Genomic DNA, 25,653 nt, shown 5'->3' with positions numbered 1-25,653 from the left:
ACTCCCCCTTGGTGCCCCGCCGGAGCGGGGTCACGGCTGTGGCCGGACCGGTCCCCTCCGGTCCGGCGAGGCTTCCCCGTCGCGCGCGGCTTTTCCGTGTCGCCCGACGCCTCAGGCGGATCCTGCCCCTTGCGGCGGGGCGGGGAACGGCAGGACGGCCACTGTTACGTTGTCGTGGCCCCCGCCGTCGAGCGCGTGCCCGACCAGGACGCGGGCGCTGTGCAGCGGCCGGTCGGCGGCGTCGGGCGGGAGGACGCCGGCCATCTCCTCGGCGGCCTCCGCGTAGTTCCACAGGCCGTCCGTGCAGACGATCACGACACCGGGGCGGTCCGGCTTGAACGAGGCGGTGTGCGGCTCCAGTTCGTAGGCGTCCGCGCCGAGCCAGCCGGTGATCGCGTGGGCGCGCTCGTCGGCGTACGCCTCGGCCTCGTTCATCAGGCCCGCGGCGACCATCTGCGCGGCCCAGGAGTCGTCCTCGGTGAGGCGGGCCGCGGGCGCGGTGCGGTCCAGGGGGACCCAGTAGGCGCGGCTGTCGCCGACCCAGCCGACCACCAGCAGACCGTTCGTCACCACCGCGCCGACCAGGGTGCACGCCGGGGCGTTCTGGTGCGGGGCGTGCTCGCGGGCCGTGGCGGGCTCGTGGGCCAGGGCGTTCACCGCCTGCGAGGCGGCGACGATCGCCTCGTGCATGGCCTGCTGGGGGTGGGTGCCGTGCGGCAGCGCGGCGAGCAGCGCGGCGCTCGCCGCGCGGGACGCGGCGAGGGAGGCGTCGTCCGGGCGGGTCGCCGAGGACACGCCGTCGCAGACGACCGCCACGGCGGCGGGGGACCCGTCGGGCAGCGCGGTGGTGCCGATGGCGAACGCGTCCTCGTTGCGGTGGTGGCGCAGGCCGCGGTCGCTGACGGCGGCGACGGGGCCGGACTCCTCCTCCAGGTGGTCGCGTTCGCGGGGCTGGGCGTGGCCGCAGTTCTCGCAGTAGCCGTCGTCGTCGACCCGGCCGGCCCGGCAGGCGACGCAGAGCCGGGCGGGGCCGGCGGGCGGCGCGGCGGCGGCGCGTTCCGCGATCCGCGGGTCCGGGGCCTGGAGCGGGTACTCGTCGGCCGCGGCGGGCGCGGCGGGCGCGGCGGGCGCGGCGGGCACGGCCGGCTCGGGCGCGGGGGTACCGGCCGGTCCGTGGAGGGGGGCCGGCGTGCCGGACTCGCCGGACCGGTCCGTGGCGCGCAGGGCGAAGCGGACGCCGGGGGCCGGGGCGGGCGCGGGCGCGTACGGGGGCGCGTCGGGCGCCGGAGACGCCGGGGCGTGCGCCGGGGGTGCGGGCGGGGCCGGGGGAGCCGGGGGAGCCGGGGGGGCCGGGGGCGCCGGGACGGAGGGCGGGGGCGGCGTGTTCCCGTACGGCATCGGGCCGTTGGCGTACGGCGCGGGCGGGGGCGCGGGCGCGGGTACGACGGGGGTGGCGGGGTGGGCGGCCGGTGCCTGGCCGTACTCCGGCGGCAGCGTGGCCTCCGCGCCGGGCTGCGGGGCGTACCCCGGAGGCAGCGAGGTGCCGGCGAGTCCCGGCGGTGCGGGTACGGCCGGCGGCGGGACCTCACGCGGGCGTGGCGGTACGGCCGACAGGTCGTATCCGCAGGCACCGCAGAAACGGTCCCCCTGTTCCAGCGGTTCCGCGCAGCTCGGGCACTGCGTCACGGCGGCCTGCCGGGGCGGCATCTGCGACATCAACTACACCCACGTCCGGGGGCGGTAACGATTGGCACGTTCCACCAGGTCGATCCTCTCCTCGCCGCTCCGCGCCAGCCGTGCCAGCGTGCGGTACGAACGTTCCAGCCCGAAGCGCAGGCCCCGTTCGTCCAGGTCGCTGCCGAGCAGCGTCCGTCCCCCAGCGGCGGGAGGGACGGAACCCTGGCCCCCGGAGAGTATCCAGTCCAACGCGCTGCCGAGCACTTCCGTGGCCAACTGCTCGCGCCGCGTCGGGTCCAGACCGTACGCGTCGAGCGCCTCGACCTGCCCCGCGGCGGCCGTCAGGTCCTCCAGGAAGGGTACGTCGGCGGCGGTGGCCGTGCGCTGCCGCAGCCGGGCCCGGACCGCGGCCACGCGGGCGGCCGTGTAGTGGATGGACGCCTCCGGGACCGACTCCAGCGTGCGGACGGCGGCCCGCCGGTCGCCGGCGGCGAGCTGGACGCGGGCCAGGTCGAACGCGGCGCTCACACAGCTCGGATCGGTCGACCACACCAGGCGGTAGTACTCGGCGGCGTTGTCCAGCTGGCCCAGCACCTCCGCGCACAGGCCGAGGGCCAGCTTGGGCGCCGTCTCACCGGGGAACGCGTCGTAGATCGCGTCGAAGGCGAGCGCCGCGCCCTCGTGGTCGCCGGTCACCAGCGAGGCGACGCCCCGGTACCAGACCACCCGCCAGTCGTCGGGGCGCTCCTCCTCCAGCGCGGCCAGCACGGTCAGCGCGGTCGCCGTGTCCCCGCTCTCCAGCCACGCGCGCACCTGCCGCAGCCTGGTCTCCGCCGACTGCGCCGGTACGGCGGTCAGCGCGGCGATCAGCTCGGCCGACGCGGACGTCAGCAGACCGGCCAGGAACCCGGCGTTGGGGTCGGCGGGGTCCACGTGCGGGACGGGCAGCGCGAGCGCGGCGGCGGCCGTCGGCACCGGCCTGACCAGGGACGGCGTACCCCCCGGGACGGGCGGGAGCGGGGGCGGCGGCGCGGCGGCGCGCGGGCCGGTCGGGCGCGCCCCCAGACGCGACACCTCCCCGGCCGGCGGCGGGAACAACTCCGTGTCGGTGGCCCGCAGTTCCGGGCCGAACAGCGTCGACAGCGCCGGGCGGGCCCGCCCGGTCTGGAGGGAGACGACCTCGCGCAGCACACCCGTCAGCTGCTCCGCCATCTCCTGCGCGGAGGTGAACCTGCGGTCCGGGTCCGGGTCCGTGGCGCGGACCAGGAGGCGGTAGAAGGACTCGTACCGCCGGAAGACCTCGATGGTGTCGGGGTCGGGCAGCGAGTCGGCGTAGACGTTGGTGTAGCCCTGGAAGTCGAGGGTGAGGACGGCGAGGGTGCGGCCCACCGTGTACAGGTCGGACGCCACCGACGGGCCCGTCTCGGCGACCTCGGGCGCCTGGTAGCCGACCGTGCCGTAGATCGCGGACTCGTCGTCGTCCATGCGGCGCACCGCGCCCATGTCGATCAGCTTGAGCTGGTCCTCGGTCTGGATGGCGTTGTCGACCTTGAAGTCGCAGTAGAGCAGGTTGCGGCTGTGGAGGTGGCCGAGGGCCTCCAGGGCCTCGATGCCGTACGCGCAGGCCTGTTCGACCGGCAGCGGGTCGCGGCGGCCGTCGGGGGTGCGGCGGGCGTTGGCGATCTCCTTGAGGGACTTGCCGCCGACGTACTCCATGACGATGTAGCCGTCGAGGGAGCCGGTGCGCTGGTCCAGGTGCTCGACGAAGTTGTAGATCCGCACGATGTTGGCGTGCTCGATCTCCGCGAGGAAGCGGCGCTCGGAGATCGCCGCCGCCATCGCGTCCTGGTCGCCGGTGTCCAGCAGGCCCTTGAGGACCACCCAGCGGTCGGCGACCGCGCGGTCCACGGCGAGGTAGATCCAGCCCAGGCCCCCGTGCGCGAGGCAGCCCGCCACCTCGTACTGGCCGTGCACGATGTCGCCCGCGCGCAGCTTGGGCACGAACGAGTACGGGTGGCCGCACTTGGTGCAGAAGCCCTCCGTGCGGCCCGGACGGTCGCCCCGCGAACGGCCCACCGGGGCACCGCAGTCGGCGCGGGAGCAGAACCGCTTGCGCTCCGGCACCTCCGGGTTCGCCAGCACCATCGCGCGCGGGTCGGGCCGCGGCACCTGCGGGACCTGCACCAGGCCCGCGCCCAGCCGCCCCCGCCCGCTGGAGGTGGACCCGGAGGCCGAACCCCGCACCGACACCGAGCGGTTGGAGGCGCTGCCCGGCACGGAACGCGACAGGCGGCCCGAGACCGAGCGGCGTGACCTCGACGACGGCGACGACTGCGCCGACCGCGACGACCCCGCCGACGACCGCGCCGACTGCGCCGACGACCGCGCCGACTGCGCCGACGACCGCGCCGACGTGCGGGAGCCGCCCCGGCCGCCGGCCGAGCGGGCGCTGCGGCTGCCCGCCGGGGCGTTGCCGCCGCCGGTCACCCCGGTGGGCGGCGAGCCGACCGAGCCGGTCGGCGACACCACCGGGGCGAGCCCGCAGGTGTCGCAGTACAGCTCGCCGCCGCCGACGTCCTCGTACGCGCCGCCGCAGCCGGGGCGCTGACAGGTGCTCGGTGTTCCGGTCATGCCGAGGAATCCCCCCTGTGTGTCCCCGCTTCGCGGCCGTGCGGCGCGGCATCCTGCGCGGGGCCGCCCTGCGACGGGATCCGCGGGGTGCCGAGGAGTTCCGCCACCGCCTGCTGGTAGCGCAGCACCGCCTGCTCGGCGACCCGCAGGTCGCAGGGCGCGCTCCACAGCATGCGGCGCGCCGCGTCGTACCGCTCCACCAGCAGCGGGTCCTCCGCCAGGCCGTGCCGGGCCACCTTCGCCTTGTACGCGTCGAGCCGGCCGCGCAGCTCCGCGCGGACCGCGAGCGGCGCGGTGACCGCCGTCAGCGACTCGCGGGCGCGCAGCAGTTCGTCCTCCGCCTTCTGCTCCAGGGACTCCAGGAGCGGGGAGAGACGGTGCCACTGCGCGGTCCTGCGGTACTCGGCGGCGGTCGCCAGCTGCTCCTGCAGCACGGTCGGCGGGCCGCTGACCACCGGGACCTCCGTCGCGGCGATCTTCGCCAGGACCTCCCCGCGCGCGATGCGGGCCTCGGCGAAGGTGCGGTCCGCGCGCGAGAGCACGTCCCGCAGCCTGATCAGGCGCTGTTCCGCGTCCTGCCGGACGGTGAGGACCGCGTCGATCTCCCGGCGCACGTCCTCCAGGGCGCGCGCCTCCCGGTCGTACACCGTGGTGTCCGGTTTGCCGCCGCCGGGCGCGCTGCTGCCCTCGGCGGGCCGCCAGAAGGCCAGCGGGTCGGAGATCACCTGCGCGCGCAGGGCCGTCAGAGTGCGGGTGATGCGCTCCAGGTCGTCGCCCGCCGGGTGCTCGCCGGGGCGGACGCCCACCGAGTGGGCCAGGGTGCGGGTGCGTTGCAGCTCGGCGGCCAGGAGGTCGATCCGGGCGGGCAGCGCCGACCAGACCGCGTCGGCGGCCACCACCATGTCCAGCGAGGCCGCGTACAGCTCGTTCATCCGGTCCACGAGCGCGGCCAGGGAGTAGCGGGTGCTGAGGCGGGCCGCCTCGCCGCCCGCGACCGTGACGGACTCGCCGCGCAGCAGCTCCGTCAGGGCCACCAGGTCCTCGCGGCTGGACCAGCGGCGGCGGGCGCGGATCTCGCGGGCGGTGCGCAACGCGTCCGTGTAGGCGTCGAAGCACGTCCACAGCAGGCTGATCGACGCCTCCGTCGCCGCCCAGCGCTCCTTGGTGACGCCCGTCAGTTCGGCGCCCTCCAGCAGGCGGCGGCCCGCGTGGTCCTGGAGGGCGAGCAGTGAGGTCTCGATGGCCTCGTGCTCGGCGCCGAGCCGCGCCAGCGCCCGGTCTACCTCGTCCCTGTCCATGACCGGACCGGAGGTTCCCGTGACGCTCATCGATCACCTCTCGCTTGCTGATGGGGGGTTGGCGGGTGGGGCTCGTTACCGGTAATCCGGCGCCGGCGGGGTAGCCGACTCCGAGTCCCTACCCAGCGTCGGCGACAGCCACTTGTCGTACGACGTCTTCCATCCGCCGTCTTCGCGGTAGTCCGCCAGGATCCGGTTGACCCGGCGTACCAGATCCGGGGACTGCTTCTTCATCGCCACCCCGTAGTACTCGGTCGTGAAGCGCTTGCCCTTGAGTTCCACCGCCGGGTCCTGCGCGGCCTGGCTCGCGGCGAGCGCGCTGTCCGTCACCACCGCGTCCACCTCGCCGAGTTGGAGCCGGACCAGGCAGTCCAGCTGGTTGGGGACCGTGGTGGAGATGTCGGCCGACGCGGGCAGGTCGCCGCTCGCGCGGTCCTCGGCCAGCTTCTCGTACGCCGTCGAACCCTTCGCCGAGCAGATCCGCTTGCCGGCGAGGGTGTCGTCGTAGCCCTTCACGGTGGACGAGACGGGGGCCAGGACCTGCTGGCCGGTGAGGAAGTACGGCGCGGAGAAGGCGACTTCCTTCAGCCGGGCGCAGGTGATCGTCATCGTGCGGACCACCATGTCGACCTGGCCGTTCCTGATCGCCGGGATGCGCTGGTTGGTCGGGATCGCCTTGAAGCGGATGCGGTCCGGGTCGCCGAGGAGCTTCTCCGCGATGCGGCGGGCGAGGTCGATGTCGAAGCCCTCCAGCTCGACCGTCTTCGCCGTGCTGTTCGGGTTGCGGTAGCCCCAGCGGTAGCTGTTCTGGTCGACGCCGACGGAGAGGTAGCCGCGCTGCTTGATGGCGGCGACGGCTTCGCCCTCGGCGGTGGACGGGGAAAGGCTCTGGTCCTCCGGGTCCTCGCACTCCTCGGCCCTGGCGACGGTCGCCTCCGTGCCGCCCTGCCCGGCCGTGACGGCGGCGTCCGTGCGGCTGCTCTGCGTGTGCGGCAGGAGCAGGGCCAGGACGAGGGTCAGGACGCAGACCGCGGCCATCGCGGTGACACCGCCCCAGCCCTTCAGGGCCGCCGGCGGGCGGTGGGGGCGGCGGGTCGCGGCGTCCGGTCCCGCGCTCGCGGCGGTGTCAGTTCGTCCGGTCATCGTCGGTCCCTTCACCGGTACTCCGACAGCCTGCGGCCGATGCCCAGCAGCGCGCCGGCCGCGCCCAGCACGGCGAGGACCGCGGCGCCCGCCGCCAGGCCCGTCAGCGCGTCCCTGCCGTCACCGGCCGACCGCTCGAACTCCCGTTCCTCGTGGGCGATCGCCGTCTGGAGGTTACGGTCGACGCTGTCGAAGCACTCGCCGGTCGGCTGCTTGCTCTTCGCGCCGATGATCCTGTCCAGGGCCGTCTGGTAGTCACCCGCGTCGTCGGCCTTGCGGGCCTGCCGGTGACGGTCCTGCCAGACGTCCATGTTGCCGGTGGCGGCGCGTACCGGGGCCTTGCCCGTGTCGTCGTCGGCGAGGGCGGCGGCCTCCGCCAGGCCCTCGGCCAGGTCCTTCATCGACGCCCGGTACGCCACGTCGAACTTGTCGTCGAACTCGCCCGGTGCGACCTCGACGGTCTCCGCGCCGCGGTTGACCAGGGTCAGGTTCTCGTTGCCGCGGGCCTTGAGGGACGCGATGCGGGCCTCGTGCAGGACGTCGAGGGAACGGACGCCGTGGTCGTAGGAGTCGTGCAGGCCGGCGCGGGCGACGGTGTGGCCGACGGTCAGCCACAGCAGGGCGATCGCGGTGGCCGCGGTGGCGGCGACCAGGCCGTGGTTCAGGACCCGGTTCGTACGGCGGTACGTGCGGTGCTGGGCCCAGGCGAGGACGGCGAGCGTGGTGGCACCCAGGGCGATGGCGGCCCAGGGGTAGGGGGTGGCGTCGGCGTAGTCGGCGCGCAGGCGGCGGCTCTCGGAGGTGTAGAGGGCCTCGGCGGCCGGGAGCATCCGGGTCTGCATCGTGTCGTTCGCGTGGCGCAGGTAGGCACCGCCGAGGGGGTAGCCCTGGCGGTTGTTGGCGCGGGCGCGTTCGATCAGGCCCTTGTACTCCGGCAGGAGTCTGTTCAGCGTGGCGATGGTACGGGCGGAGGGGGAGCCCGGGTCGCTGCTGTTCGCGGCCGTGACCAGTTTGGCGGCGGCCGTGCGGATGTCCTTCTCGTAGCGCTCGCGGGTCTCCTCGGACTCCTGGCCGCCGGCGAGGAAGCCGCTGGACGCGGCGGTGTTCGCGTCCGTGAGGGAGCGGTAGATGTCGGCCGCGGCGGAGGTGAGGGGTCGGCTGCTGTGGAGGACGTCGTCGGCGGCGGCGGTGCGGGTGGTGGTCTGCCAGGCGGTGACGGTGCCGAAGGCGAGGACGAGGGAGGCGAGGACGGCACCGATGATGCGCAGGCGGCCGGGTTCCGTGGTGGCGGCGGCCCGGAGGTGGTCCCAGCCTTCCGCGAAGGCGGTGCGGCGCGGTGGCTGCTGCTGCGGCGGTGACTGCTGCTGTGGCGGTGGTGCCGCGGCGCGGGCGCCGTTCGGCGTGGTCGTCACGCTCACGCTTGACCTCCCCCATGGTCATCTGTCGCCGCAAGTATCGCTGCCCGGAGTGACATCCGCACCGGGTGCGGCTCGGTCTTGAGCGGATCGCGAAGTGGTGCGGTGGCGCGGTGCGGTGTGGTGTGCGGTCGTGCGGCGCTCCCCCTGCAGTGAATACGCCGGTGGGGGTGGATCGGTTCCCTTTCGAGGTGGGGCGCCCGGGGGTGCCGTCGGAGGCGGGGTGGCGTGCTGCCGGTGCCTGGCGGGGGCGGCCCGGGTGTGGACGGCCGGTCAGGTGCCGAACGCGTCCATGATGTGGTCGTCGAGGTCGGCCACCCAGTCCTCCCGCCGCCACGGCACCAACTCCTGCCGTGCCCCTCTCAGGCGCAGTGCCGGTACCCGACCGCCCGTAGCGGACGCCGCGTCCACGCAGTCGTGCAGCAGGTCGGCGGCAGCCTCGGGTTCACCGAGCCGGATGCGGGCGAGTGCCTGGTCGGTTCTGACGATCGCCTGCTGCACCCGCTCCCTGGGAGCAGCGAGGGTGGAGGCCGACCGGGCGAACCGGTCGTGAGCCTCCGACGGGTCACCGACGTACAGCTCGCACACGCCCTCGAAGCCGCGCAGGTGACCGGGGGAGAAGCTGGTCGGCGCGGGGTCCCCCGCGTGATCGGCCTCCATGTCGTACCAGGCGAGCCCGAGCGCGGTCCGGGCCTGCCGCTTGTGCCCGGCGCGCGCTGCCAGCTCGGCCTGGAGGGCGTGGGCTCGGGCGCGCACCAGTGCGCTCTGCCCCGTGCGTGCGGCGCCAACGGCTTCGTCGACGAGCCGTCGTGCTTCGTCGAGCCCTTGCCTGGCATACAGGCTGGTCAGCGCGTGGCTCATGTGGACGCCGGCTTGCCGCCACGGCTCGGCGAGTCTTCTCGCCTGCTGCGACGCCTCTGCGTACAGGGCACGCGAAGCGGTGTCGTCCCGTGTCTCGAACGCCAGCCGCGCGGCCAGCGTCATGCCGGCGACCGCCACCTCGCGGAGAGGGGCCATGAGCGGGTCTGGTACCGGTCCGTTCAGGAGGCGCCGAGCAGCCTCCACCGCTGGAGCGAGGAGCAGTTGGAGTCGCGCCATCGGCAGCGAGCCCACTTGGGCGTTGACGTCGGCGACGACGGAGGCGAGTCCGGCCAGGGTCCGTTCGTCGGTGCGTGCCGGATCGTGCAGAGCAGCGGCCAGGCCCGCGTTGACCTCCGGGGACAGCAGGGCGAGCATGCTTCCGCCGGGGTCAGTTGCCGCGCGAAGCACCGTGGTGCGCAGGTCGGCGACTCGCTGCTCGCTCTCGCCGAGAAGTCCGAGCACCTCCAGGTACTGAGCGAAGTCGGAGCCGGCGCCGAGCGCGAGGTCGCCGCCCGGTGTGCGTGCGTAGAGGTGTGCCAGGAGGAGCTGATGCCGTTCGTCGGGCACCGTCGGCTTGGCGGATTCCCAGCGGGCCACGGATCGTTGCACGCTGGCGACCGCGGGGAGCGGCGGCTGGTGCAGGCTCTCGGCGATCGTGATGAGGACGCGGGCGAAGGCGGCGAGGGACAGACCGCGCCGCTTCCGCAACCGCTTGAGCGCCGCCGCCCCTGCGGCCCTGTCGTCCATGCGGTCCATGCCGTCCATGGTGCTCCGAGAAACGTTCACACGGGCACGATCAGACGGGGCTTCCCCTGATCGGCTGTGTAGTTGAGGGTCTGCCATGTGCCCGAAGCGGGGTCCTCACCCTTGGGGAAGCCGATCGTCATGCTGCTGCGGTCGACCATCCAGCGGTTTCTCGCGTGGTAGGCCGGTGACCCGAGTTCCGGCGCCCGAAGCTCGACGATCTCCCTGATGCGGTCACGGACGCGGGCGATCGCCTGCCGCGCCTCGGCCGGCTGCTGATCCACGGTCCCGGGGACGACGACGGTGATGTCCGCTGCCGTGTTGTCGGCGATCCACAGCAGAGTGAGGGAATCGATGCCCTTGGCCCCGCCGATGTGGAAGTGAGCGCTGTCGGCGAACGGGCGCAGATAGCCGGCGAAAAGGGCCGCGTACTCCTCAGGGCCTCGGTGCCCGGTGCTGCGGGTGCCTGTGATCGTCACCGCACGAGTCAAGATCAACTCCGTGTCATAGGTTGTCGGATCCCGCCTGGTCAGAACTCTTGGAATCGTCTGCGTGCGGACGCCGACGACCTGCGCCGGCTCGCCGGTCTCCTCGGGAAGCACGGCGATCGTGCCCTGCCGTGTGTCACGTCCCGGCCGTCCACACAAGCCCTGGACCCCCGCGGCCGCGTGCAACGGTCCGGGGGGCATGGCCAACGCTATGGAGGAGCGTCGACAGTGGTTTTCCTACCACGAGTACTCGAATGGGTGAGGGCGATTCTGTTCGGACCGCGAGTCCCTGGGCGGCATCGCCGCACCCTCGGCCCGTGCGGGGTGCGGCCCACCCCCTCTCCGCAGCCGTCGCCGGACGTCCGGGGCGCGCGGCCCGTTGCCGTCCGCAGCCTCCGCCGGAAGCGGTACACCCCGCCCCCGTGGGAACCGACGGGCGTCCTCGTCCGGCCCTACGTGGCCTGCCTGGGGGCGGACATCCACGCGACCGCCCAGGCGGGCCCTGCGGGGGGTGAGCGGTGGCGGTGACCTATGAGCCGCGGCTCGGAGACCTCGTCGAGGACACCGGGGTGGGGAAGACCGGCAAGGTGATGGGCTTCGAGGGGCCGTACGTGCAGCTGCGGCCGGTCGGCGGTGGGTGCGAGTGGGACGCGGAGCCGGGCCGGCTGCGGCCCGTCGCGGTGAGCGAGGCGCTGCGCGCCGGGGTGTCGGTGGCCAATGCGCGGTCGCGAGGTGAGCTGCCGTGACCGTCGACACCACCACTAACAGCCTGTCGGCGGAGTGCACGCTGGCGCAGCGGCCCGACTACCGGGACATGCACGGCAAGTGCCGCCGGACCAAGGACATTGCGCTGCCCCATTCCAGCCGCGTCCTGCTCGTACTGCGGTGCGGGTGTCCTTGCCACGGGAAGGCGGGCGGGCTCCGATGAGCGTGGCGGACGGCATCCCTCCGGTGGACCTCGTGACGATGCGCGACACGGTCCGCCGCGTGATCGGTCCCGGTGCGCAGCCGCCGAGCGGTGCGGACCTGGACGTGCTGACCAGCGCGCTGCGCGGCCACATCGAGCTGATCGTGCCCGTGGTCGAGCAGGCCGCCCGGAAGCTGCCCCGGTACTACCCGCTGCGCAACGGCGGACTGGTCGCCGTATGGGCGGCGCGCAAGAAGCTGAGCGTCGCCGTGGGGCCGGGGCCGGAGGGGGCGGCTGAGCACGCCGTCGAGTTGGCGTACGCCCTCGGTGAACTGTGCGCCCGCTACGAGAGCCTGCGGCCGGTCGGGCTCGCGTAGCGGTCTCCGGCTGCCGGGCGTTGCTTTCCGCGGGGCCTTGGTCAGCCGGTGAAGTGGGACTGCAGGCGGGACTGGGCCTCCGGGGGTGCCTGGAGGTGGTCCAGGCCGAGGAGGGCCGCGCCGAGGACCGGGGGGGCCGTGACGACGTGGGGGACGGCTCGCGGGGCCCGGTCGGTGAGGAGGGTGCGGATGCGGGTGTCGAGTCGGGGGTGCCGTGCGGCGAGGATGCTGCCGCCGAGGATTACGGGGGCGGGCTCGGTGAGGAGGTCGAGGCGGGTGAGGGCGACCGTGGCCATGGTGACGATCTCGTCGGCGAGGCGGTCGACGAGGGAGCGGGCGACGGGGTCGCCGCAGGCGGCGGTGGCGAAGAGGACGGGGGCGAGTTCGTGGCGGCGGGCGGGTGGGATGTGGCCGAGGTGGAGGGCCTCGATGAGGGCGTACATGGTGGGGAGGCCGAAGTGTGCGGGGAGGGTGGTGGCGAGGCGGGTGGGCGCGCCGCGGCCGTCCTCCGCGCGGGCCGCGTGGAACAGGGCCTCCTCGGCGAGGCCCCAGCCGCCGCCCCAGTCGCCGGAGATGCGGCCGAGCGCGGGGAAGCGGGCGGTGCGGCCGTCGGGGCGCATGCCGGCGCAGTTGATGCCGGCGCCGCAGACGACGGCGACGCCCAGGGGTTCGGTGACGCCGGCGCGCAGGACGGCGAAGGTGTCGTTGCGGACCTCGACGGTGGTGCCCCAGGCGCGGGCGCCCAGGGCGGCGGTGAGGGTCTTCTCCTCGACGGGGAGGTCGGCGTTGGCGAGGCAGGCCGAGACGTGGGTGACGGTGGTGAGGGCGGCGGTGTCGAGGGCCTGGCGGACCGTGGTGGTGAGGGCGGCGAGTGCCGTGTCGAGGCCGACGGCGGGTGGGCGGAAGCCCTCGCCGCGGGCCGTGGCCAGGACGTCGCCGTCGGTGGTGACGACGGCGACGTCGGTCTTGCTGTTGCCCGCGTCGATGGCGAGGACGTGTCCGGTCAGGCCCACGCCAGGTGCTCCCGGTTGTGTGCGATCAGCTGGTCGGTGAGGGTGTCGGCGTACTCGTACTGGCCGATGAGGGGGTGGGCGAGGAGGGCCTGGAAGACCCGGTCCCGGCCGCCGTGGAGGGCGGCTTCGAGGGCCAGGTGCTCGTAGGCGGTGACGTCGGCCATCAGGCCCGCGTAGAGGGGGGAGACGGGGGCGACGGGGAGGGGCGTCGGGCCGGTGCCGGTCACGGTCGCGGGGACCTCGATGACCGCGTCGTCGGGGAGGAAGGGGAGCGTGCCGTTGTTGTGCGTGTTGACCACCTGGTACGGGCTTCCGGTGCCCGTGAGGAGGGCCGCGGCCAGGTCGACGGCGGCCTCCGAGTAGTAGGCGCCGCCGCGCCGGGCGAGCAGGTCCGGTTTGGTGTCCAGGGCGGGGTCGGCGTAGAGGGTGAGCAACTCGCGTTCCATGGCCGCGACTTCGGCCGCCCGGGAGGGTCTGGTGCGCAGTTCCCGTACGACCTCGTCGTGGGCGTAGTAGTAGCGCAGGTAGTAGGAGGGGACCACGCCCAGGCGGTCCAGGAGGGCGCGGGGCAGGCGCAGGTCGGCGGCGATGGTGTCGCCGTGGGCGGCGAGGAGGCGGGGCAGGACGTCCTCGCCGTCGGGGCCGTTCAGGCGTACGGCCGTCTCCCAGGTGAGGTGGTTGAGGCCGACGTGGTCGAGGTGGACGGACGCGGGCGGTACGCCGAGGAGCGCGGCGAACTTGCGCTGCAGGCCGATGGCGACGTTGCACAGGCCCACCGCCTTGTGGCCGGCCTGGAGCAGGGCGCGGGTGACGATGCCCACCGGGTTGGTGAAGTCGACGATCCAGGCGCCGGGGTTGGCGCGGCGGACGCGGTCGGCGATGTCCAGGACCACCGGGACCGTGCGCAGGGCCTTGGCCAGGCCCCCCGCGCCGGTGGTCTCCTGGCCGACGCAGCCGCAGGTCAGCGGCCAGGTCTCGTCCTGCTCGCGGGCCGCCTGGCCGCCCACCCGGAGCTGGAGGAGGACCGCGTCCGCGCCGTCCACGGCCTTGTCGAGGTCGGGGGTGGTCAGGACGCGGGCGTGGTGGCCGTGGCGGGTGAGGATGCGGCGGCTGAGGTTGCCGATCAGCTCCAGGCGGTCCGTCGCCGGGTCCATGAGGACCAGCTCGTCGACGGGGAGGGTGTCCCTGAGCCGGGCGAGGCCGTCGACCAGTTCGGGGGTGTACGTCGAACCGCCGCCTACCACGGTGAGTCTCATACGGTGCCAGCCCTTCACTGCGGTGAGTGTCCAGTCGGGGTGCGCGGCGGTTCAGCGCGAGGTGTCGAACACCTCGTCGCGGGTGGCCGCGAGGGCGCTCTCCAGCGCGCCGCGCAGCACGGGGTGTTCGGTGACGGTGCCGGTGACCAGCCGGGGGCGGGCCGCCGCCAGCTCGGCCAGCTCGGCCTGGACCAGGGCGCGCAGCGGCTCCCCGCCGCAGGCGAGGGAGGTGCCGCTGAGCACGACCAGCTCCGGGTCGAGGACGGAGACCAGGGAGGCGAGACCGGTGGCGAGGCGGGTCGCGTACGCGCGCAGCAGCCGCTGGTGGCGCGGGTCGTCGGGGTGCTGTGCCGCGCGGGTCAGCAAGGCGGCGGCGACCTCGGCGTGGGAGCCACCGGGCAGGTAGGTCAGGCCGGCCTCGCGGGCCAGGGCCGGCAGGACCTGGGAGCCGGCCAGCTCCTGGTAGCCGCCGCTGCCCGTCCGGGTGACCTGGCGGACCAGCGGGGTGCCCGGCACCGGCAGGAAGCCGACCTCGCCGGCGCCGCCGGTCCAGCCGCGGTGCAGCCGGCCGCCGAGGACCAGGGCGGCGCCCAGGCCCTCCTGGTTCCACAGCAGGACGAAGTCCTCGTGGCCGCGGGCGGCGCCGAGGCGCTGCTCGGCCATGGCGACGAGGTTGACGTCGTTCTCGTACTCGACGGGCATCGGCAGCGCGGCGGCGAGTTCGGCGAGCAGGGTGGGCGCGTGCCAGCCGGGCAGGTGCGAGGCGTAGCGCAGCCGGCCGGTGTTCGGGTCGAAGGCGCCGGGGGTGCCGATGACCAGGCGGTGCGGGGCGTCGCGGGTGAGTCCGGCCGCTTTCAGGGCGCCGTCGAGGGCGTCGGTGACCTGCCGGACGACCGGGCGGTCCGGGCGCTTGCCGGGCGTGGGGACCTCGTGGGTGCCGATCGTGCGGCCGGTGATGTCGGCGACGGCGGCGCGGATGCGCTCGGGGGTGACGTCGAGGCCGGCGGCGTGGGCGGCGGCCGGGTTGAGCGCGTACAGCTGGGCGTTGGGGCCGGGGCGGCCCTCGCTGGTACCGGTGGCGAGGACGAGTCCGGCGGCCTCCAGGCGGGCCAGGAGCTGGGAGGCGGTCGGCTTGGACAGGCCGGTGAGCTTGCCGATCCGGGTGCGGGAGAGGGGGCCGTGCTCCAGGAGGAGGTCCAGGGCGGCGCGGTCGTTCATGGCGCGCAGGGTGCGCGGGGTGCCTGCCATGGGCGTCCTCGTGACGGCGACTGTTAGGAAGGTTTCCTGTTGGATGGCGAAGCTAGCCGGGCGGGAAGGGTGCGTCAAGAGTCAGGGCACGTCGACGGGCAGGCACCTGAAGGCCCAGGGCCCTTCCCCAGGGCCCTTCAAGAGCCAGGGCCCGCACGGGGAGGGCCCTGACCGTGCGTGCGGCTACTTCGTGGTGCTCGGCGGCGTCAGCGGCGAGGCCGCCGCCGACTGCGGCGAGGTCGTGCTGGCGTACGCCGACGGGGGCGCCATGCCCGCCGTCGGGTCCGCCTCCGCCTCGCCGTCGGACTGGGCGGGCAGGCCGCCGACGATCCGGATGCCCTCGGCGTCGAAGGCGCGCTTGATCCGCCAGCGCAGCTCGCGCTCGATCGTCAGGGACTTGCCCGGCATGGTCTTCGCCGACACCTTCACGACCATGGAGTCCAGCAGCAGGCTGTCCAGGCCCAGGATCTCCACCGGGCCCCACAGCATCTCGTTCCAGGGCTCCTCCTTGCCCATGGTGTCGCCCACCTGGGTGAGGACCGCCTTGACGTGGTCCAGGTCCTCCGAGGGGCGGACGGTGACGTCGACGCCCGCGGTGGCCCAGCCCTGGGACAGGTTGCCGACCCGCTTGACCTCGCCGTTGCGGACGTACCAGATCTCGCCGTTGTCGCCGCGCAGCTTGGTCACCCGCAGGCCGACCTCGATGACCTCGCCGGAGGCCACGCCCACGTCGATCTGGTCGCCGACGCCGTACTGGTCCTCCAGGATCATGAACACGCCGGACAGGAAGTCCGTGACCAGGTTGCGAGCGCCGAAACCGATCGCCACGCCCGCGACACCGGCCGATGCCAGCAGCGGGGCCAGGTTGATCTGGAAGGTGCCGAGGATCATCAGGGCGGCGGTGCCGAGGATCAGGAAGCTCGCCACCGAGCGCAGCACCGAGCCGATCGCCTGCGAGCGCTGCCTGCGGCGCTCGACGTTCACCAGCAGGCCGCCGATCGCGGTGCCGTCCACCGCCTGCACGGTGCGGTTCATCCGGTCTATCAGCTTGGTGATCGCCCGCCGCACCACCACCCGCAGCACCGCGGCGATCACCACGATCAGCAGCACCCGCAGGCCGATGGCGAGCCACGTGGACCAGTTCTCCTCGACCCAGCTGGCGGCGTTGGTCGCGCTCTCCTGGGCGTCCCGGAACGTGGGCACCACCGGTGCGGTCGACTCGGACGGCGACGGCGACGGCGAGGGGCCGGCGGCCGGCAGGACGGCGGGCAGGGACACGGCGGGTACCTCCAGGTGCAGCGGTCTGCCTCCGGCGGAGTCGTTCGGGGCGTGGGTCGTCCGAGGCGTTCGGGTCACGGAAAGGACACCGGACGGGCAGAACCACCACACTAACGGGGCATTGCGCGCGGAACGGCCCGGTTCGCGCGGGAGAGACAACACTCACCCGGGCTTGAACAGGTCCCCACCTGGGGGATGAATCAGATGTGGTCGAAAACACTCCCAGCCCGTTACCGGGACATGGTGGCGCGTTCACCTGGCCTGAGGGGAGACTGGCTGCAGATCGTCCCGGCGCGAGCCACGCGCCGCCGGCGTACAAGGAGGCATCCGTGCCGCATGTCCTGGTCCTCAACGCGTCGTACGAGCCCCTCGGCGTCGTACCGCTCCGCCGCGCGCTCGTCCTCGTCCTCGAGAACAAGGCCGTATGCCTCGAGGAGTCCGGCGCCTATCTGCACAGCGCGACCGTCACAGTCCCCGCACCCAGCGTGGTCCGGCTGAAGCGATTCGTGCGGGTTCCCTACCGGGGGCCCGTTCCTCTGACGCGCCGGGCGCTGTTCGCCCGCGACGGAGGCCGGTGCATGTACTGCGGTGGCGTCGCAACCAGCGTCGACCACGTCATCCCGCGCTCGCGCGGGGGCAAGCACGTCTGGGACAACGTGGTGGCGTCCTGCCGCCGCTGCAACCACGTCAAGGCCGACCGCCACCTCACCGAGATCGGCTGGCGGCTGCGTCACAAACCCGCCCCGCCCTCCGGTCTGGCCTGGCGCATCATCGGCACCGGCCACCGGGACCCGCGCTGGCTGCCGTATCTGAAGCCGTTCGGCGCGGACGACGCGCTGGCCCGGATCGACGGCATTTCCGCCTGACGGTCCGGGCTTTCACGCATCCGGTGCGGCTCGCGCCCCGCCCGTGCGGAACCGGGGAGACCCCCGTCCACCCCGGTCCCGCGGGGCGGCGCGGCCCGCCGCGCGGGATTACGCGTAGCAGCTCCCGCCGTAGGACCCGCGCCGGGTCCGGTCGGTCGCCGCGCGGGACTACGCGTACCGCAGCTCGCCCGGGCGCACCGACCGGCGCAGCAGCGGCAGCGAGGTCGCCGCGGCCAGCAGGCAGGTGACGTACACGGCGACGGGGACGAGCAGCGCCGCCCACGGCACCGAGCGGCTGCCGCCGTCGTCCGTGAGCAGGACGTACCAGGTGCCGATCGCCATGCCGCCGATACCCGCGAGCAGCACCGCGGGCGCCAGCGGCAGCGCCGTCTCCAGCAGCAGCGCCCGGCCCAGCACCCGCTGCGGCACCCCGGCGGCGGCCTGGGCGGCCAGGCCACGGCGGCGGGTGGCCAGGGACTCGGCGGTGCCGACGGCGAGGGCCGTCAGGACGATCAGCAGGGCGACGCCGATCGCGGCGGCCGTCAGGTTCAGCCCCGTGGTGTAGAAGCCGCTGCTCTCGGCCAGGTGCTTGTCCGACTCCACCACCTCCAGCAGCGCCTGCCGCACCCCCACGAAGCCGGTGCCGACGACGGTCACCAGGAGCACCGCCGCGTGGGTGCGGGCGGCCGCCCACGGGTCGTCGCGCAGCCGCTCGGCCGCGATCAGCACCGCGGGGTCGTCGGTGCGGGCGGCCAGCAGCCGCCCCGTCAGCCGGGCGGTGGCGCCCACCAGCCAGACCGCCGCCGCGCCGACCACCACGACGGCGCCGAGGACCAGCACCGGGCCCGCCGGGCCGCCGGGCCGCTGGCCGGCGGACATCCGGTGGGCCGCGCCGGCCGCCACGGCCACGAACAGCAGCGCCGCCGCGGCGAACGCCCGCCCCGGCCGGGTCTCGGCGCGCACCCGGCGCACCTCGCCCAGCGGCGAGGCCACGACCCGGCGCAGCGCGAGCACGCTCACCAGGGTGCCCACCACCGGCACGGCGAGCGCGACCACCGCGATCGCCGCCCACACCGGGGCCGGCGGCCGGTTCCACTCGCCCAGCAGGAGCAGCACCGAGAAGACGGTGGCGACCGCCGAGCCCAGCGCACAGGCCAGCCCGGTCTCCGCCGCCGCGATCCGCCGCACCTGCCAGGGCGTGGCCCCCGCCAGCCGCAGCGCGGCCAGCCGCCGGTCGCGGTGGACGGCGCCGATGCGCGCGCACTGCCCGAGGAACCCGAACACCGGGACCAGCAGGAGCAGCAGGGCGACGATCACGCCCGAGCGCTCCCCGGGGTGGTCCAGCAGGCCGTTGCCGACGGACACGTCGTAGCTTCCCCGCAGGGCGGCCAGCACCGCCGCCGCCAGGGCGAACCCGGTGGCGAGCAGCGCCCCGAAGGCGGTGAGCGCGATCCGCCACCACTCCCGCCGGTCCGAGCCCGTCACCAGCAGCCGGGCCAGTCGCAGCTCCGTGCTCACCGGGTCACCCCCAGCGCGTCCGCGCCCTCCGCGACCACGACGCCGTCGCACAGGGCGACCTCGCGGTCGGCGTACGCCGCGATCCGGGCGTCGTGCGTGATGACCAGGACGGACGTGCCGGTCTCGCGCGCCGCGTGCACCAGCGCGGTCATGGTCTGCTCCCCGGCGAGCGAGTCGAGCGCGCCGGTCGGCTCGTCGGCGAAGACCACCTTGGGGCTGGTGACCAGGGCGCGCGCCAGCGCGACCCGCTGTGCCTGCCCGCCGCTCAGCTCGCCGGGACGCAGCCCTTCCTGCCCGCGCACCCCGAACCGCTCCAGCCACTCCCCGGCCACCGAGTGCGCCTGCCGGCGGGTCAGTCCCCCGAGCAGCAGCGGCAGCGCCACGTTGTCGAGCGCGGTCAGCTCCGGGATCAGCTGCCCGAACTGGAACACCACGCCGAACTCGGTGCGCCGCAGCTCGCTCAGCCGGGCCTCCGGCAGCTGGTCGACGCGTTCGCCGCCGTAGGTCACCGCGCCCGCGTCGGGCCGGACGATGCCGGCGAGGCAGTGCAGCAGGGTGGACTTGCCGCTGCCGCTCGGGCCGGTGACGGCCAGGATCTCGCCGGCCGCCAGCTCGACAAAGGCGCCGCGCAGGGCCTCCGTGCGGCCGTGCGCCTTGATCAGGCCACGGGCCGCGAGCAGTGGTGTGCCGGGGGTGTGCTCGGCTGTCATCGGTGGTCTACCTCCGCGGTGAGGGTGGTCAGCCGGGCCGCGGTGGTCGTCATCCAGCGCAGGTCGGCGTCGAGGTGGGTGAGGGCGTAGTCGGCGGACAGGACCGTGGACAGATCGGCGCCCGGGGCGGTCTTCACCGCCGTGAGCTCACGCATCCGCGCCATGTGCGCGGCGCGCTGCTCGCGCAGATAGCGGTCCGGGTCCCCGCCGGAGAGGATCGCGACGACGACCTTGGCGAAGATCTCGTTCGCGACGAACGGCGCGGGCGGGGTGACCTCCCCGGCCCAGCGGGCCAGTTCGGCGGTGCCCTTCTCGGTGGAGCGGTACAGGGTGCGCTCGGGGCCGCCGTCGGCGTCGGTGCCGTCGACCTCGGCCAGTCCGTCGCGGACCAGTCGTTGCAGGGTCGTGTACACCTGCCCGTAGGCCAGCGGGCGGGCCTGCGGGAAGCGTTCGTCGTGCCGTCGCTTGAGGTCGTAGCCGTGGCTGGGACCGGCGGCAAGCAGCCCGAGCAGGATGTGGCGGGTGCTCATGAAGATCAGTATGCACTGAGTACATGTACTGAGTGAATAGTGGGCTGTGAGAAGGCCCGAAAGATCACGGAAAGGGTGCGGAAGTTCCCCGCGCACGCGCGAGCGGCCGCCCGGCCCGGGTCAGTCCCGGACCGCGTACGCCTCCACCGACCACAGCGAGTAGCCGTACTCCGTCGCCCGCTTCTCCCCCTGCACGCGCACGAACCGCACGTCCCGCTCGTCCATCCGCAGCTCCTCGCGGCCGCCGCGGCCGTCCCGGACGGTGACGGCGGTGCGCCAGCGGCGCCCGTCCGGGGAGACCTGGACGCGGTACGCCGACGGGTGGGCGTCCTGCCAGTGCAGCACCACCCGCCCCAGCCGCACCGGCCCGGCCAGTTCCACCTGCCACCAGGCGCCGTCGTCCACCGGGGAGGACCAGCGGGTGGCCGGGTCGCCGTCGTTCGCCGCGGACGCCGGGAAGTCCGGGGTCTCGTCGCCGGAGGAGCGGGCGGTGCCGGCGCGGGCCAGGTCGGGGCCGCCGGTGGGCGGGACCGCGCGGACGGTGACCGTGCGGGTGACATCGCCGAAGGCCAGGGTCACGTCGTAGGCGCGGGCGGGCGCATCGCGCGGGATGCGGAGGTCGAGCGGCACCTCGACCGCCGTGCCGCGCGGGAGGGCCAGGACACCGCCCGGGGCGGACACCTCGATGTCCTTCGGCGCCCGGACCGCGATGCGCCCGCGGACCTCCTGCGGCCGCAGCGAGGCCAGCCGGACCGTGATCCGCCGGGTGCCGCCGAGGTCCGCGTCCACCCGGTCGCGCTCCGGCGCGAGGGACACGGCGGGCGCGTCGGCGTACCAGGGCACCAGGTGCCGGACGCGGGACGGCGCGGGCCCGGTGACGCGCACGGCGTCGGCGCGCAGGCGGGCCGGCAGCTCCGTGGCGCCGGAGGCGTCCAGGGAGCCGAGCGGGCGCCAGTCGCCGCCGGGCAGCCGGGCCTCGACCGTGCCGGCGGTGCCGGGCTCGCTCAGCACGGTCACCGCGCTCAGCGCGCGCGGGCGCGGGAAGCGGACCGTGCGCCCGTCGGCGGAACCGCCCGGCTTCGCCGCCGGCTCGCCGTCCAGGCCCGCCCAGGTCTCGTACGCCCGCTGCGCCCGTGCCAGGAACGGGTCCAGCACCCCCTCGCCGACCGTCACGCGGGAGGCGGCGAGCCGGGTCCGCTGCGCGCCGAGGGCGCGGTACGCCGTCCAGGCCGCCGCCGGGTCGCCGGCGCGCTGGGCGCGCAGCAGGTCGAGCGCGGTGGTGCCGGCCTCGCCGTAGCGGGCCAGCTGCCGGGTCCAGGGCCCGACCTCCTCCGCCAGGGCGGTGCGGGCGAGGCGGTCCGGCGTCTCGCGCAGCACCGTGAAGGCGGCCCGCAGCCGGCGCTCGGCCTCCTCGCCGCCCCGGGCGCGGGTGCGCCAGAAGTCCTCCATCAGCGGCCGCAGATACGCCGACTCCTCGCCGCCGAGCACCGAGGACGCGTCGTTCCCGGCGAGCGCCGCGAGCGCGGCCCGGCGGTCCTCGTCGCCGCCCGCCAGGTCGTCGATCGCGGCCCGCCAGGACTCCTGGGGGCGGTAGGCGCGCGGGTTCCAGGCGTAGTCGGCGGCCGTGAACAGGGGGATGCGGGAGGCCGTGGCCTGCGCCATCGCGTTGGCGAGCAGCGCCGCCGAGCCGGTCGCGACGGCCGGCTCCCGGCCGGTGTACGGGCCGAGGAAGACCCGGCCGGGCGCGTAGTCGTTGACCGGGTAGTTGTCCATGGTGACCAGGGGGTGCCGGAACACCTCCCGCGCGGTGGCCAGTTCGCGGCCCGTGATGGTGCGGGGCACCACCCCGACGCCGGTCCACGCCACCGCCACGTCCGCGTCCAGCGCGCCCGCCAGCTCCCGCCGGTACGCGGTCGCGCCCTCCTGGTAGTACTCGGTCGGCATCACCGACAGGGCGGGCGCGCCGGGGTGACGTTCCGCCAGATGCCGGGCGACCGCGTTCGTCACGCGCGCGTGGGCCCGCGCCGCCGCCCCGGGGCCCGAGCCGAACCGCTCCGCGTCCGCGTCGCAGTGCCACTCGCTGTAGCTGACGTCCTGGAACTGGAGCTGGAACGCGCGGAACCCCAGCGCCCACATCGCGTCCAGCTTCCGGGTCAGCGCCCGCACGTCCGCGTCCGAGGCGAAGCACATCGCCTGGCCCGGCGCGACCGCCCAGCCCAGCGTCACGTGGTTGCGGCGGGCCCGCTCGGCCAGCTCCCGGAACTCGGCCCGGCGCTGCGCCGGGTAGGGCTCGCGCCAGCGGGCCTGCCGGTACAGGTCGTCGCCCGGCGCGTACAGGTAACGGTTCTGCTTGGTGCGGCCCATGAAGTCCAGCTGGGCCAGGCGCTGCGCGTGCGTCCACGGGGTGCCGTAGAAGCCCTCCGCGGTACCCCGTACGGCCGTACCGGGCCAGTCGCGGACGACCGCGCCCGCGATCGTGCCGTCGGGGCGCACCAGCTGACGCAGCGTCTGCACGCCGTGGAAGACGCCGTCCTCGCCCGCGCCGGAGAGGGCCACGCCGTCCGGGCCGGTGGTCAGGTGGTAGCCGCCGGCGGGCAGGGCGCCCCGGTCGCCGGGGCGCTCGCGCTCGGTGCCCACGCGGACCACGAGGGTGCCGTCCGCCGGTCGCGGACCGCCCGCCGGGCGCGGGATGATCCGGCGCGCGCCCGCCTCCCGCAGCACCGCGCGCAGCGCCTCCAGGTCGGACTCCGGCACCGTGCCGTCGGTGACCAGCGCGACCTCGCCGGTGACCCGGACCGGGGAGCCGGTGGCGCGCAGGGACTGGGGCCGGGGCCACACGGACGGCTCCGGGGACGCCGAGCGCGGCGTCCGGGCGGCCGTGTCCGGAGCGGCCGTGTCGGGGACGGGCGGGGCCGCGACGGCGGCCGGGGCGCCCCCCAGCGCTCCGGCGACGACGGCGAACGCGAGCGCGGCCGCGCCGCCCCTCCTACGCCGCACCTGCACAGGCCCCCTCCTCGGTCTCCTCCGCCTCCGGTGTCGTCGGCGCACGGCTTCCGTCACGGGTGAACGAGCCCACCATCCGGGGGTGAGGGTGTCAACGGGAGTGGCCGTAATACGTCGATTGCCGGAATCTGGGGAGGGTGGGTGGACCGGGAATGTGACGAGAAGTGCGTTGTCCGCCCTCCGGGCGTCTGCCCGCGCGCTCACTGGGTAGGGCTGCGGTTACCCCCTCGGCGCCGTACTCGGCGCCCGAGACCGCGACCGACCAGGAGGTCACTGTGACGGCACTGGCAGACCTGCTCCTTCCCGCGCTGTCCAAACGCACGGCGGAGCACGCCGCCGACCTGCCCGAGGACCGCCCCGCCGAACCCGCCCCGTGCGCCTTCAGCGCCGAGAGCGCCTGCGCCCACACGCCCCTCACCAGCGAGCCCCCGCTGCCGTACGCCGAACCCCTCACCAGCGAGCCCCCGCTCGCCGCCCCGGACGCCGACTCCACGAGGCCGTAGATGACCGCGCCCCGCCCGGCAGAACCGGCCGGATCCCCCGCATCCGCATCCGCCGCCCTCCCCGGCGAGGAGCTGGCCCGGCTCGCCGAGCTGCACGGCGTGGCCACCTCCTACCGGCCCTCCCCGGACCGCGCGGTCGCCGCGTCCGCCGCCGCCGTCGTCCGCGCCCTCGGCGCGCTCGGCGTCGACGCGGGCACCCCCGAGGCGGTCCGCGCCGCGCTCGCCGCCGAAGAGCGCGCACGGCGGCAGCGGCTGCTGCCGCCCACCGTGGTCCGCTGGAGCGGCGGCCCCGCGCCGGACGCCCTCACCGCGCTGCCGCCCGGCACCCGGCTGCGCGTCGAGACCGAGCAGGGCGAGAGCCACGCCCAGGCCGACCAGCTGCCGCCCGGCGTGCACCGCCTCACCGCCACCGCGCCCGACGGCCGCACCGCCGACGCCCACCTGATCGTCGCCCCCGCCCGGCTGCCCAGCCCCCCCGGCCGCTCCTGGGGGCTGCTCGTCCAGCTGTACTCGCTGCTGTCCCGGCGCTCCTGGGGCATGGGCGACCTCGGCGACCTCGGCGAGCTGACCGCCTGGGCGGGCCGGGCGCTCGGCGCCGGCTTCGTCCAGGTCAACCCGCTGCACGCGGCCGTGCCCGGCGCCCCCACCGACCCCTCCCCGTACCGCCCGTCCTCCCGCCGCTTCCCCGACCCCGTCCACCTGCGCGTCGAGGACGTGCCCGAGTACGCGTACGCCCTCGGCGGGCCCGGCGGCGACCGGCTGCGGGCCCTGCCGGAGCGGGCCGCCCGGCTGCGCGAGGCCGTACTCGACAAGGGCGCCCTGATCGACCGGGACGCCGTCTGGGAGCTGAAGCGCGAGGCGCTGGAACTGCTGTGCGCCGTCCCCCTCGGCCCCGGCCGCCGGGCCGCCTACGGCGACTTCCTCGCCGAACAGGGCCAGGCCCTGGAGGACCACGCCACCTGGTGCGCGCTCGCCGAGGTGTACGGCCCCGACTGGCGGAGCTGGCCCGCCGGGCTGCGCGACCCGCGCTCCGCCGAGACCGCGCGCGCCCGCACCGGCCTCCTGCACCGCGTCGAGTTCCACAGCCGCCTCGCCTGGCTCACCGACAGCCAGCTCACCGCCGCCCAGCGCACCGCCCGCGAGGCCGGCATGCCGGTCGGGATCGTGCACGACCTCGCCGTCGGCGTGCACCCGTGCGGCGCCGACGCCTGGGCCCAGCAGGAGTACTTCGCCGCCGGCATGTCCGTCGGCGCCCCGCCCGACGCCTTCAACGCCCGCGGCCAGGACTGGGGCCTGCCGCCCTGGCGCCCCGACCGCCTCGCCGCCTCCGGCTACGCGCCGTACCGCTCCCTGCTGCGCGCCCTGTTCCGCTACGCGGGCGCGCTGCGCATCGACCACGTGATGGGCCTGTTCCGGCTGTGGTGGGTGCCCCAGGGGGAGCCGCCGACCGAGGGCACCTACGTCCGCTACGACGCGGAGGCCATGCTCGCGATCCTGGTCCTGGAGGCCTCCCGCGCGGGCGCGATCGTGATCGGCGAGGACCTGGGCACCGTGGAGCCGGGCGTGCGGGAGCGGCTGCGCGAGCGGGGTGTCCTCGGCACGTCGGTGCTCTGGTTCGAGCGGGACTGGGACGGCGACGGCCGCCCCCTGCCGCCCGAGGCCTGGCGCGCGGACTGCCTCGCCACCGCCACCACCCACGACCTGCCGCCCACCGCCGCCCGGCTCACCGGCGAACACGTCGACCTGCGCGACCGGCTCGGCCTGCTGGCCCGCCCGCTCGCCGACGAACGCGCCGAGGCCGCGGCGGACACGGGGGAGTGGCTGGCCTACCTGTCCCGGCTCGGCCTGCTGCCCGGCACCGGCGGCGGCTCCGACCAGGCGTCGGAGGAGGCCGAGGTACAGGCCGTCCACCGCTTCCTGCTGCGCACCCCCGCCCGCATGATCGGTCTCTGGCTCCCCGACGGCATCGGCGACCGCCGTCCGCAGAACCTCCCCGGCACCTGGGACCAGTACCCGAACTGGCGCCTGCCCATCGCCGACGCCCAGGAACGCCCGGTCCCCCTGGAGGACCTGACGGCCTCACCGAGGCTGCGCGCGCTGACGGAGGTACTGCGGGGGGAAACGGGACGGACGCCACGGGGGGTGACGGACGCCGCGGGGTGAGGGGACGCTGCGAGGGCTCGTGGG

General features: G+C 75.1%; 20 protein-coding genes. 5 read left to right on the top strand and 15 right to left on the bottom strand.

Translation table 11 applies throughout. From position 1 onward, the window contains the following. Nucleotides 1-111 precede the first annotated feature (111 nt). The 7 genes from G7Z13_RS12240 to G7Z13_RS12210 all read right to left on the bottom strand — a co-directional run bounded on the left by G7Z13_RS12240 (nt 112) and on the right by G7Z13_RS12210 (nt 10,302). Nucleotides 112-1,716, bottom strand: a complete 1,605-nt coding sequence (locus G7Z13_RS12240) for a PP2C family serine/threonine-protein phosphatase (RefSeq protein ID WP_165998663.1) — start codon at nt 1,714-1,716, stop codon at nt 112-114. Nucleotides 1,717-1,719: 3 nt separating this feature from the next. Then, nucleotides 1,720-4,308, bottom strand: coding sequence for a serine/threonine-protein kinase (locus tag G7Z13_RS12235; RefSeq protein WP_165998660.1), 2,589 nt, complete (start codon nt 4,306-4,308; stop codon nt 1,720-1,722). Beyond that, complete coding sequence (locus tag G7Z13_RS12230) at nt 4,305-5,636, bottom strand: hypothetical protein (protein WP_165998658.1); 1,332 nt, start codon at nt 5,634-5,636, stop codon at nt 4,305-4,307. The genes G7Z13_RS12235 and G7Z13_RS12230 overlap by 4 nt, the downstream gene beginning before the upstream one ends. 45 nt (nt 5,637-5,681) lie before the next feature. Then, nucleotides 5,682-6,644, bottom strand: a complete 963-nt coding sequence (locus G7Z13_RS12225) for a glutamate ABC transporter substrate-binding protein (RefSeq protein WP_166004888.1) — start codon at nt 6,642-6,644, stop codon at nt 5,682-5,684. 116 nt (nt 6,645-6,760) lie between these two features. After that, a complete protein-coding gene (locus tag G7Z13_RS12220) occupies nt 6,761-8,161 on the bottom strand; it encodes a hypothetical protein (protein WP_166004886.1) in 1,401 nt (466 codons plus the stop codon). Between the two features lie 276 nt (nt 8,162-8,437). Then, complete coding sequence (locus G7Z13_RS12215; RefSeq protein WP_346767990.1) at nt 8,438-9,811, bottom strand: hypothetical protein; 1,374 nt, start codon at nt 9,809-9,811, stop codon at nt 8,438-8,440. Beyond that, nucleotides 9,808-10,302: a hypothetical protein gene (locus tag G7Z13_RS12210; protein ID WP_166004882.1), complete on the bottom strand. Its 495-nt coding sequence runs from the start codon at nt 10,300-10,302 to the stop codon at nt 9,808-9,810. Before G7Z13_RS12210 ends, G7Z13_RS12215 begins: the two co-directional genes overlap by 4 nt. A 473-nt stretch (nt 10,303-10,775) precedes the next feature. Between G7Z13_RS12210 and G7Z13_RS12205 the strand changes: the two genes are divergently transcribed. After that, complete coding sequence (locus tag G7Z13_RS12205) at nt 10,776-11,003, top strand: hypothetical protein (protein WP_165994884.1); 228 nt, start codon at nt 10,776-10,778, stop codon at nt 11,001-11,003. Nucleotides 11,004-11,181: 178 nt separating this feature from the next. After that, complete coding sequence (locus tag G7Z13_RS12200) at nt 11,182-11,541, top strand: DUF6415 family natural product biosynthesis protein (protein WP_165998656.1); 360 nt, start codon at nt 11,182-11,184, stop codon at nt 11,539-11,541. Between the two features lie 41 nt (nt 11,542-11,582). Here the strand turns inward: G7Z13_RS12200 and G7Z13_RS12195 are convergent, their stop codons facing one another. From G7Z13_RS12195 to G7Z13_RS12180, 4 genes are all read right to left on the bottom strand, one after another. Continuing rightward, on the bottom strand, nt 11,583-12,554 hold the full coding sequence (locus tag G7Z13_RS12195) for a BadF/BadG/BcrA/BcrD ATPase family protein (protein ID WP_165998654.1): 972 nt from the start codon (nt 12,552-12,554) through the stop codon (nt 11,583-11,585). Continuing rightward, nucleotides 12,545-13,810, bottom strand: coding sequence for a 6-phospho-beta-glucosidase (locus G7Z13_RS12190; protein ID WP_165998652.1), 1,266 nt, complete (start codon nt 13,808-13,810; stop codon nt 12,545-12,547). The genes G7Z13_RS12195 and G7Z13_RS12190 overlap by 10 nt, the downstream gene beginning before the upstream one ends. Nucleotides 13,811-13,861: 51 nt before the next feature. After that, a complete protein-coding gene (locus G7Z13_RS12185; RefSeq protein WP_165998650.1) occupies nt 13,862-15,058 on the bottom strand; it encodes an ROK family transcriptional regulator in 1,197 nt (398 codons plus the stop codon). Nucleotides 15,059-15,241: 183 nt separating this feature from the next. After that, nucleotides 15,242-16,336, bottom strand: coding sequence for a mechanosensitive ion channel family protein (locus G7Z13_RS12180; protein WP_165998648.1), 1,095 nt, complete (start codon nt 16,334-16,336; stop codon nt 15,242-15,244). A 329-nt stretch (nt 16,337-16,665) separates the two neighbouring features. Between G7Z13_RS12180 and G7Z13_RS12175 the strand changes: the two genes are divergently transcribed. Next, complete coding sequence (locus G7Z13_RS12175; RefSeq protein WP_165998646.1) at nt 16,666-17,202, top strand: HNH endonuclease; 537 nt, start codon at nt 16,666-16,668, stop codon at nt 17,200-17,202. Between the two features lie 168 nt (nt 17,203-17,370). Here G7Z13_RS12175 and G7Z13_RS12170 read toward each other — a convergent pair whose 3' ends face one another. From G7Z13_RS12170 to G7Z13_RS12155, 4 genes are all read right to left on the bottom strand, one after another. Continuing rightward, nucleotides 17,371-18,720: an FtsX-like permease family protein gene (locus G7Z13_RS12170; RefSeq protein ID WP_165998644.1), complete on the bottom strand. Its 1,350-nt coding sequence runs from the start codon at nt 18,718-18,720 to the stop codon at nt 17,371-17,373. After that, nucleotides 18,717-19,430, bottom strand: coding sequence for an ABC transporter ATP-binding protein (locus G7Z13_RS12165; RefSeq protein WP_165998642.1), 714 nt, complete (start codon nt 19,428-19,430; stop codon nt 18,717-18,719). Before G7Z13_RS12165 ends, G7Z13_RS12170 begins: the two co-directional genes overlap by 4 nt. Then, nucleotides 19,427-19,960 carry a PadR family transcriptional regulator gene (locus G7Z13_RS12160; protein ID WP_165998641.1) on the bottom strand — a complete coding sequence of 178 codons (534 nt, stop codon included), beginning with the start codon at nt 19,958-19,960 and terminating at the stop codon, nt 19,427-19,429. The genes G7Z13_RS12165 and G7Z13_RS12160 overlap by 4 nt, the downstream gene beginning before the upstream one ends. Nucleotides 19,961-20,080: 120 nt before the next feature. Then, a complete protein-coding gene (locus G7Z13_RS12155) occupies nt 20,081-22,963 on the bottom strand; it encodes a beta-N-acetylglucosaminidase domain-containing protein (RefSeq protein WP_165998639.1) in 2,883 nt (960 codons plus the stop codon). Between the two features lie 275 nt (nt 22,964-23,238). Here G7Z13_RS12155 and G7Z13_RS12150 point away from each other — a divergent pair, with 275 nt between their 5' ends. Together G7Z13_RS12150 and malQ are read left to right on the top strand one after the other, a co-directional pair. Then, nucleotides 23,239-23,466 (top strand): hypothetical protein, encoded by a 228-nt coding sequence (locus tag G7Z13_RS12150; protein ID WP_165998637.1) that lies wholly within the window; start codon nt 23,239-23,241, stop codon nt 23,464-23,466. Further along, nucleotides 23,467-25,629, top strand: coding sequence for a 4-alpha-glucanotransferase (malQ, locus tag G7Z13_RS12145; protein ID WP_165998635.1), 2,163 nt, complete (start codon nt 23,467-23,469; stop codon nt 25,627-25,629). It begins immediately after the preceding gene. Nucleotides 25,630-25,653 lie beyond the last annotated feature (24 nt).

Source organism: Streptomyces sp. JB150, from assembly GCF_011193355.1.
Taxonomy (GTDB): domain Bacteria; phylum Actinomycetota; class Actinomycetes; order Streptomycetales; family Streptomycetaceae; genus Streptomyces.
This window is presented reverse-complemented; position numbering and strand designations above follow the sequence as displayed.

Coding starts and splice junctions, on each gene's coding strand:
- G7Z13_RS12185 (WP_165998650.1), bottom strand. CDS start 15,058: ATGGCAGGCACCCCGCGCACCCTGCGCGCCATGAACGACCGCGCCGCC.
- G7Z13_RS12165 (WP_165998642.1), bottom strand. CDS start 19,430: ATGACAGCCGAGCACACCCCCGGCACACCACTGCTCGCGGCCCGTGGC.
- malQ (WP_165998635.1), top strand. CDS start 23,467: ATGACCGCGCCCCGCCCGGCAGAACCGGCCGGATCCCCCGCATCCGCA.
- G7Z13_RS12225 (WP_166004888.1), bottom strand. CDS start 6,644: ATGGCCGCGGTCTGCGTCCTGACCCTCGTCCTGGCCCTGCTCCTGCCG.
- G7Z13_RS12200 (WP_165998656.1), top strand. CDS start 11,182: ATGAGCGTGGCGGACGGCATCCCTCCGGTGGACCTCGTGACGATGCGC.
- G7Z13_RS12235 (WP_165998660.1), bottom strand. CDS start 4,308: ATGACCGGAACACCGAGCACCTGTCAGCGCCCCGGCTGCGGCGGCGCG.
- G7Z13_RS12240 (WP_165998663.1), bottom strand. CDS start 1,716: ATGTCGCAGATGCCGCCCCGGCAGGCCGCCGTGACGCAGTGCCCGAGC.
- G7Z13_RS12160 (WP_165998641.1), bottom strand. CDS start 19,960: ATGAGCACCCGCCACATCCTGCTCGGGCTGCTTGCCGCCGGTCCCAGC.
- G7Z13_RS12230 (WP_165998658.1), bottom strand. CDS start 5,636: ATGAGCGTCACGGGAACCTCCGGTCCGGTCATGGACAGGGACGAGGTA.
- G7Z13_RS12190 (WP_165998652.1), bottom strand. CDS start 13,810: ATGAGACTCACCGTGGTAGGCGGCGGTTCGACGTACACCCCCGAACTG.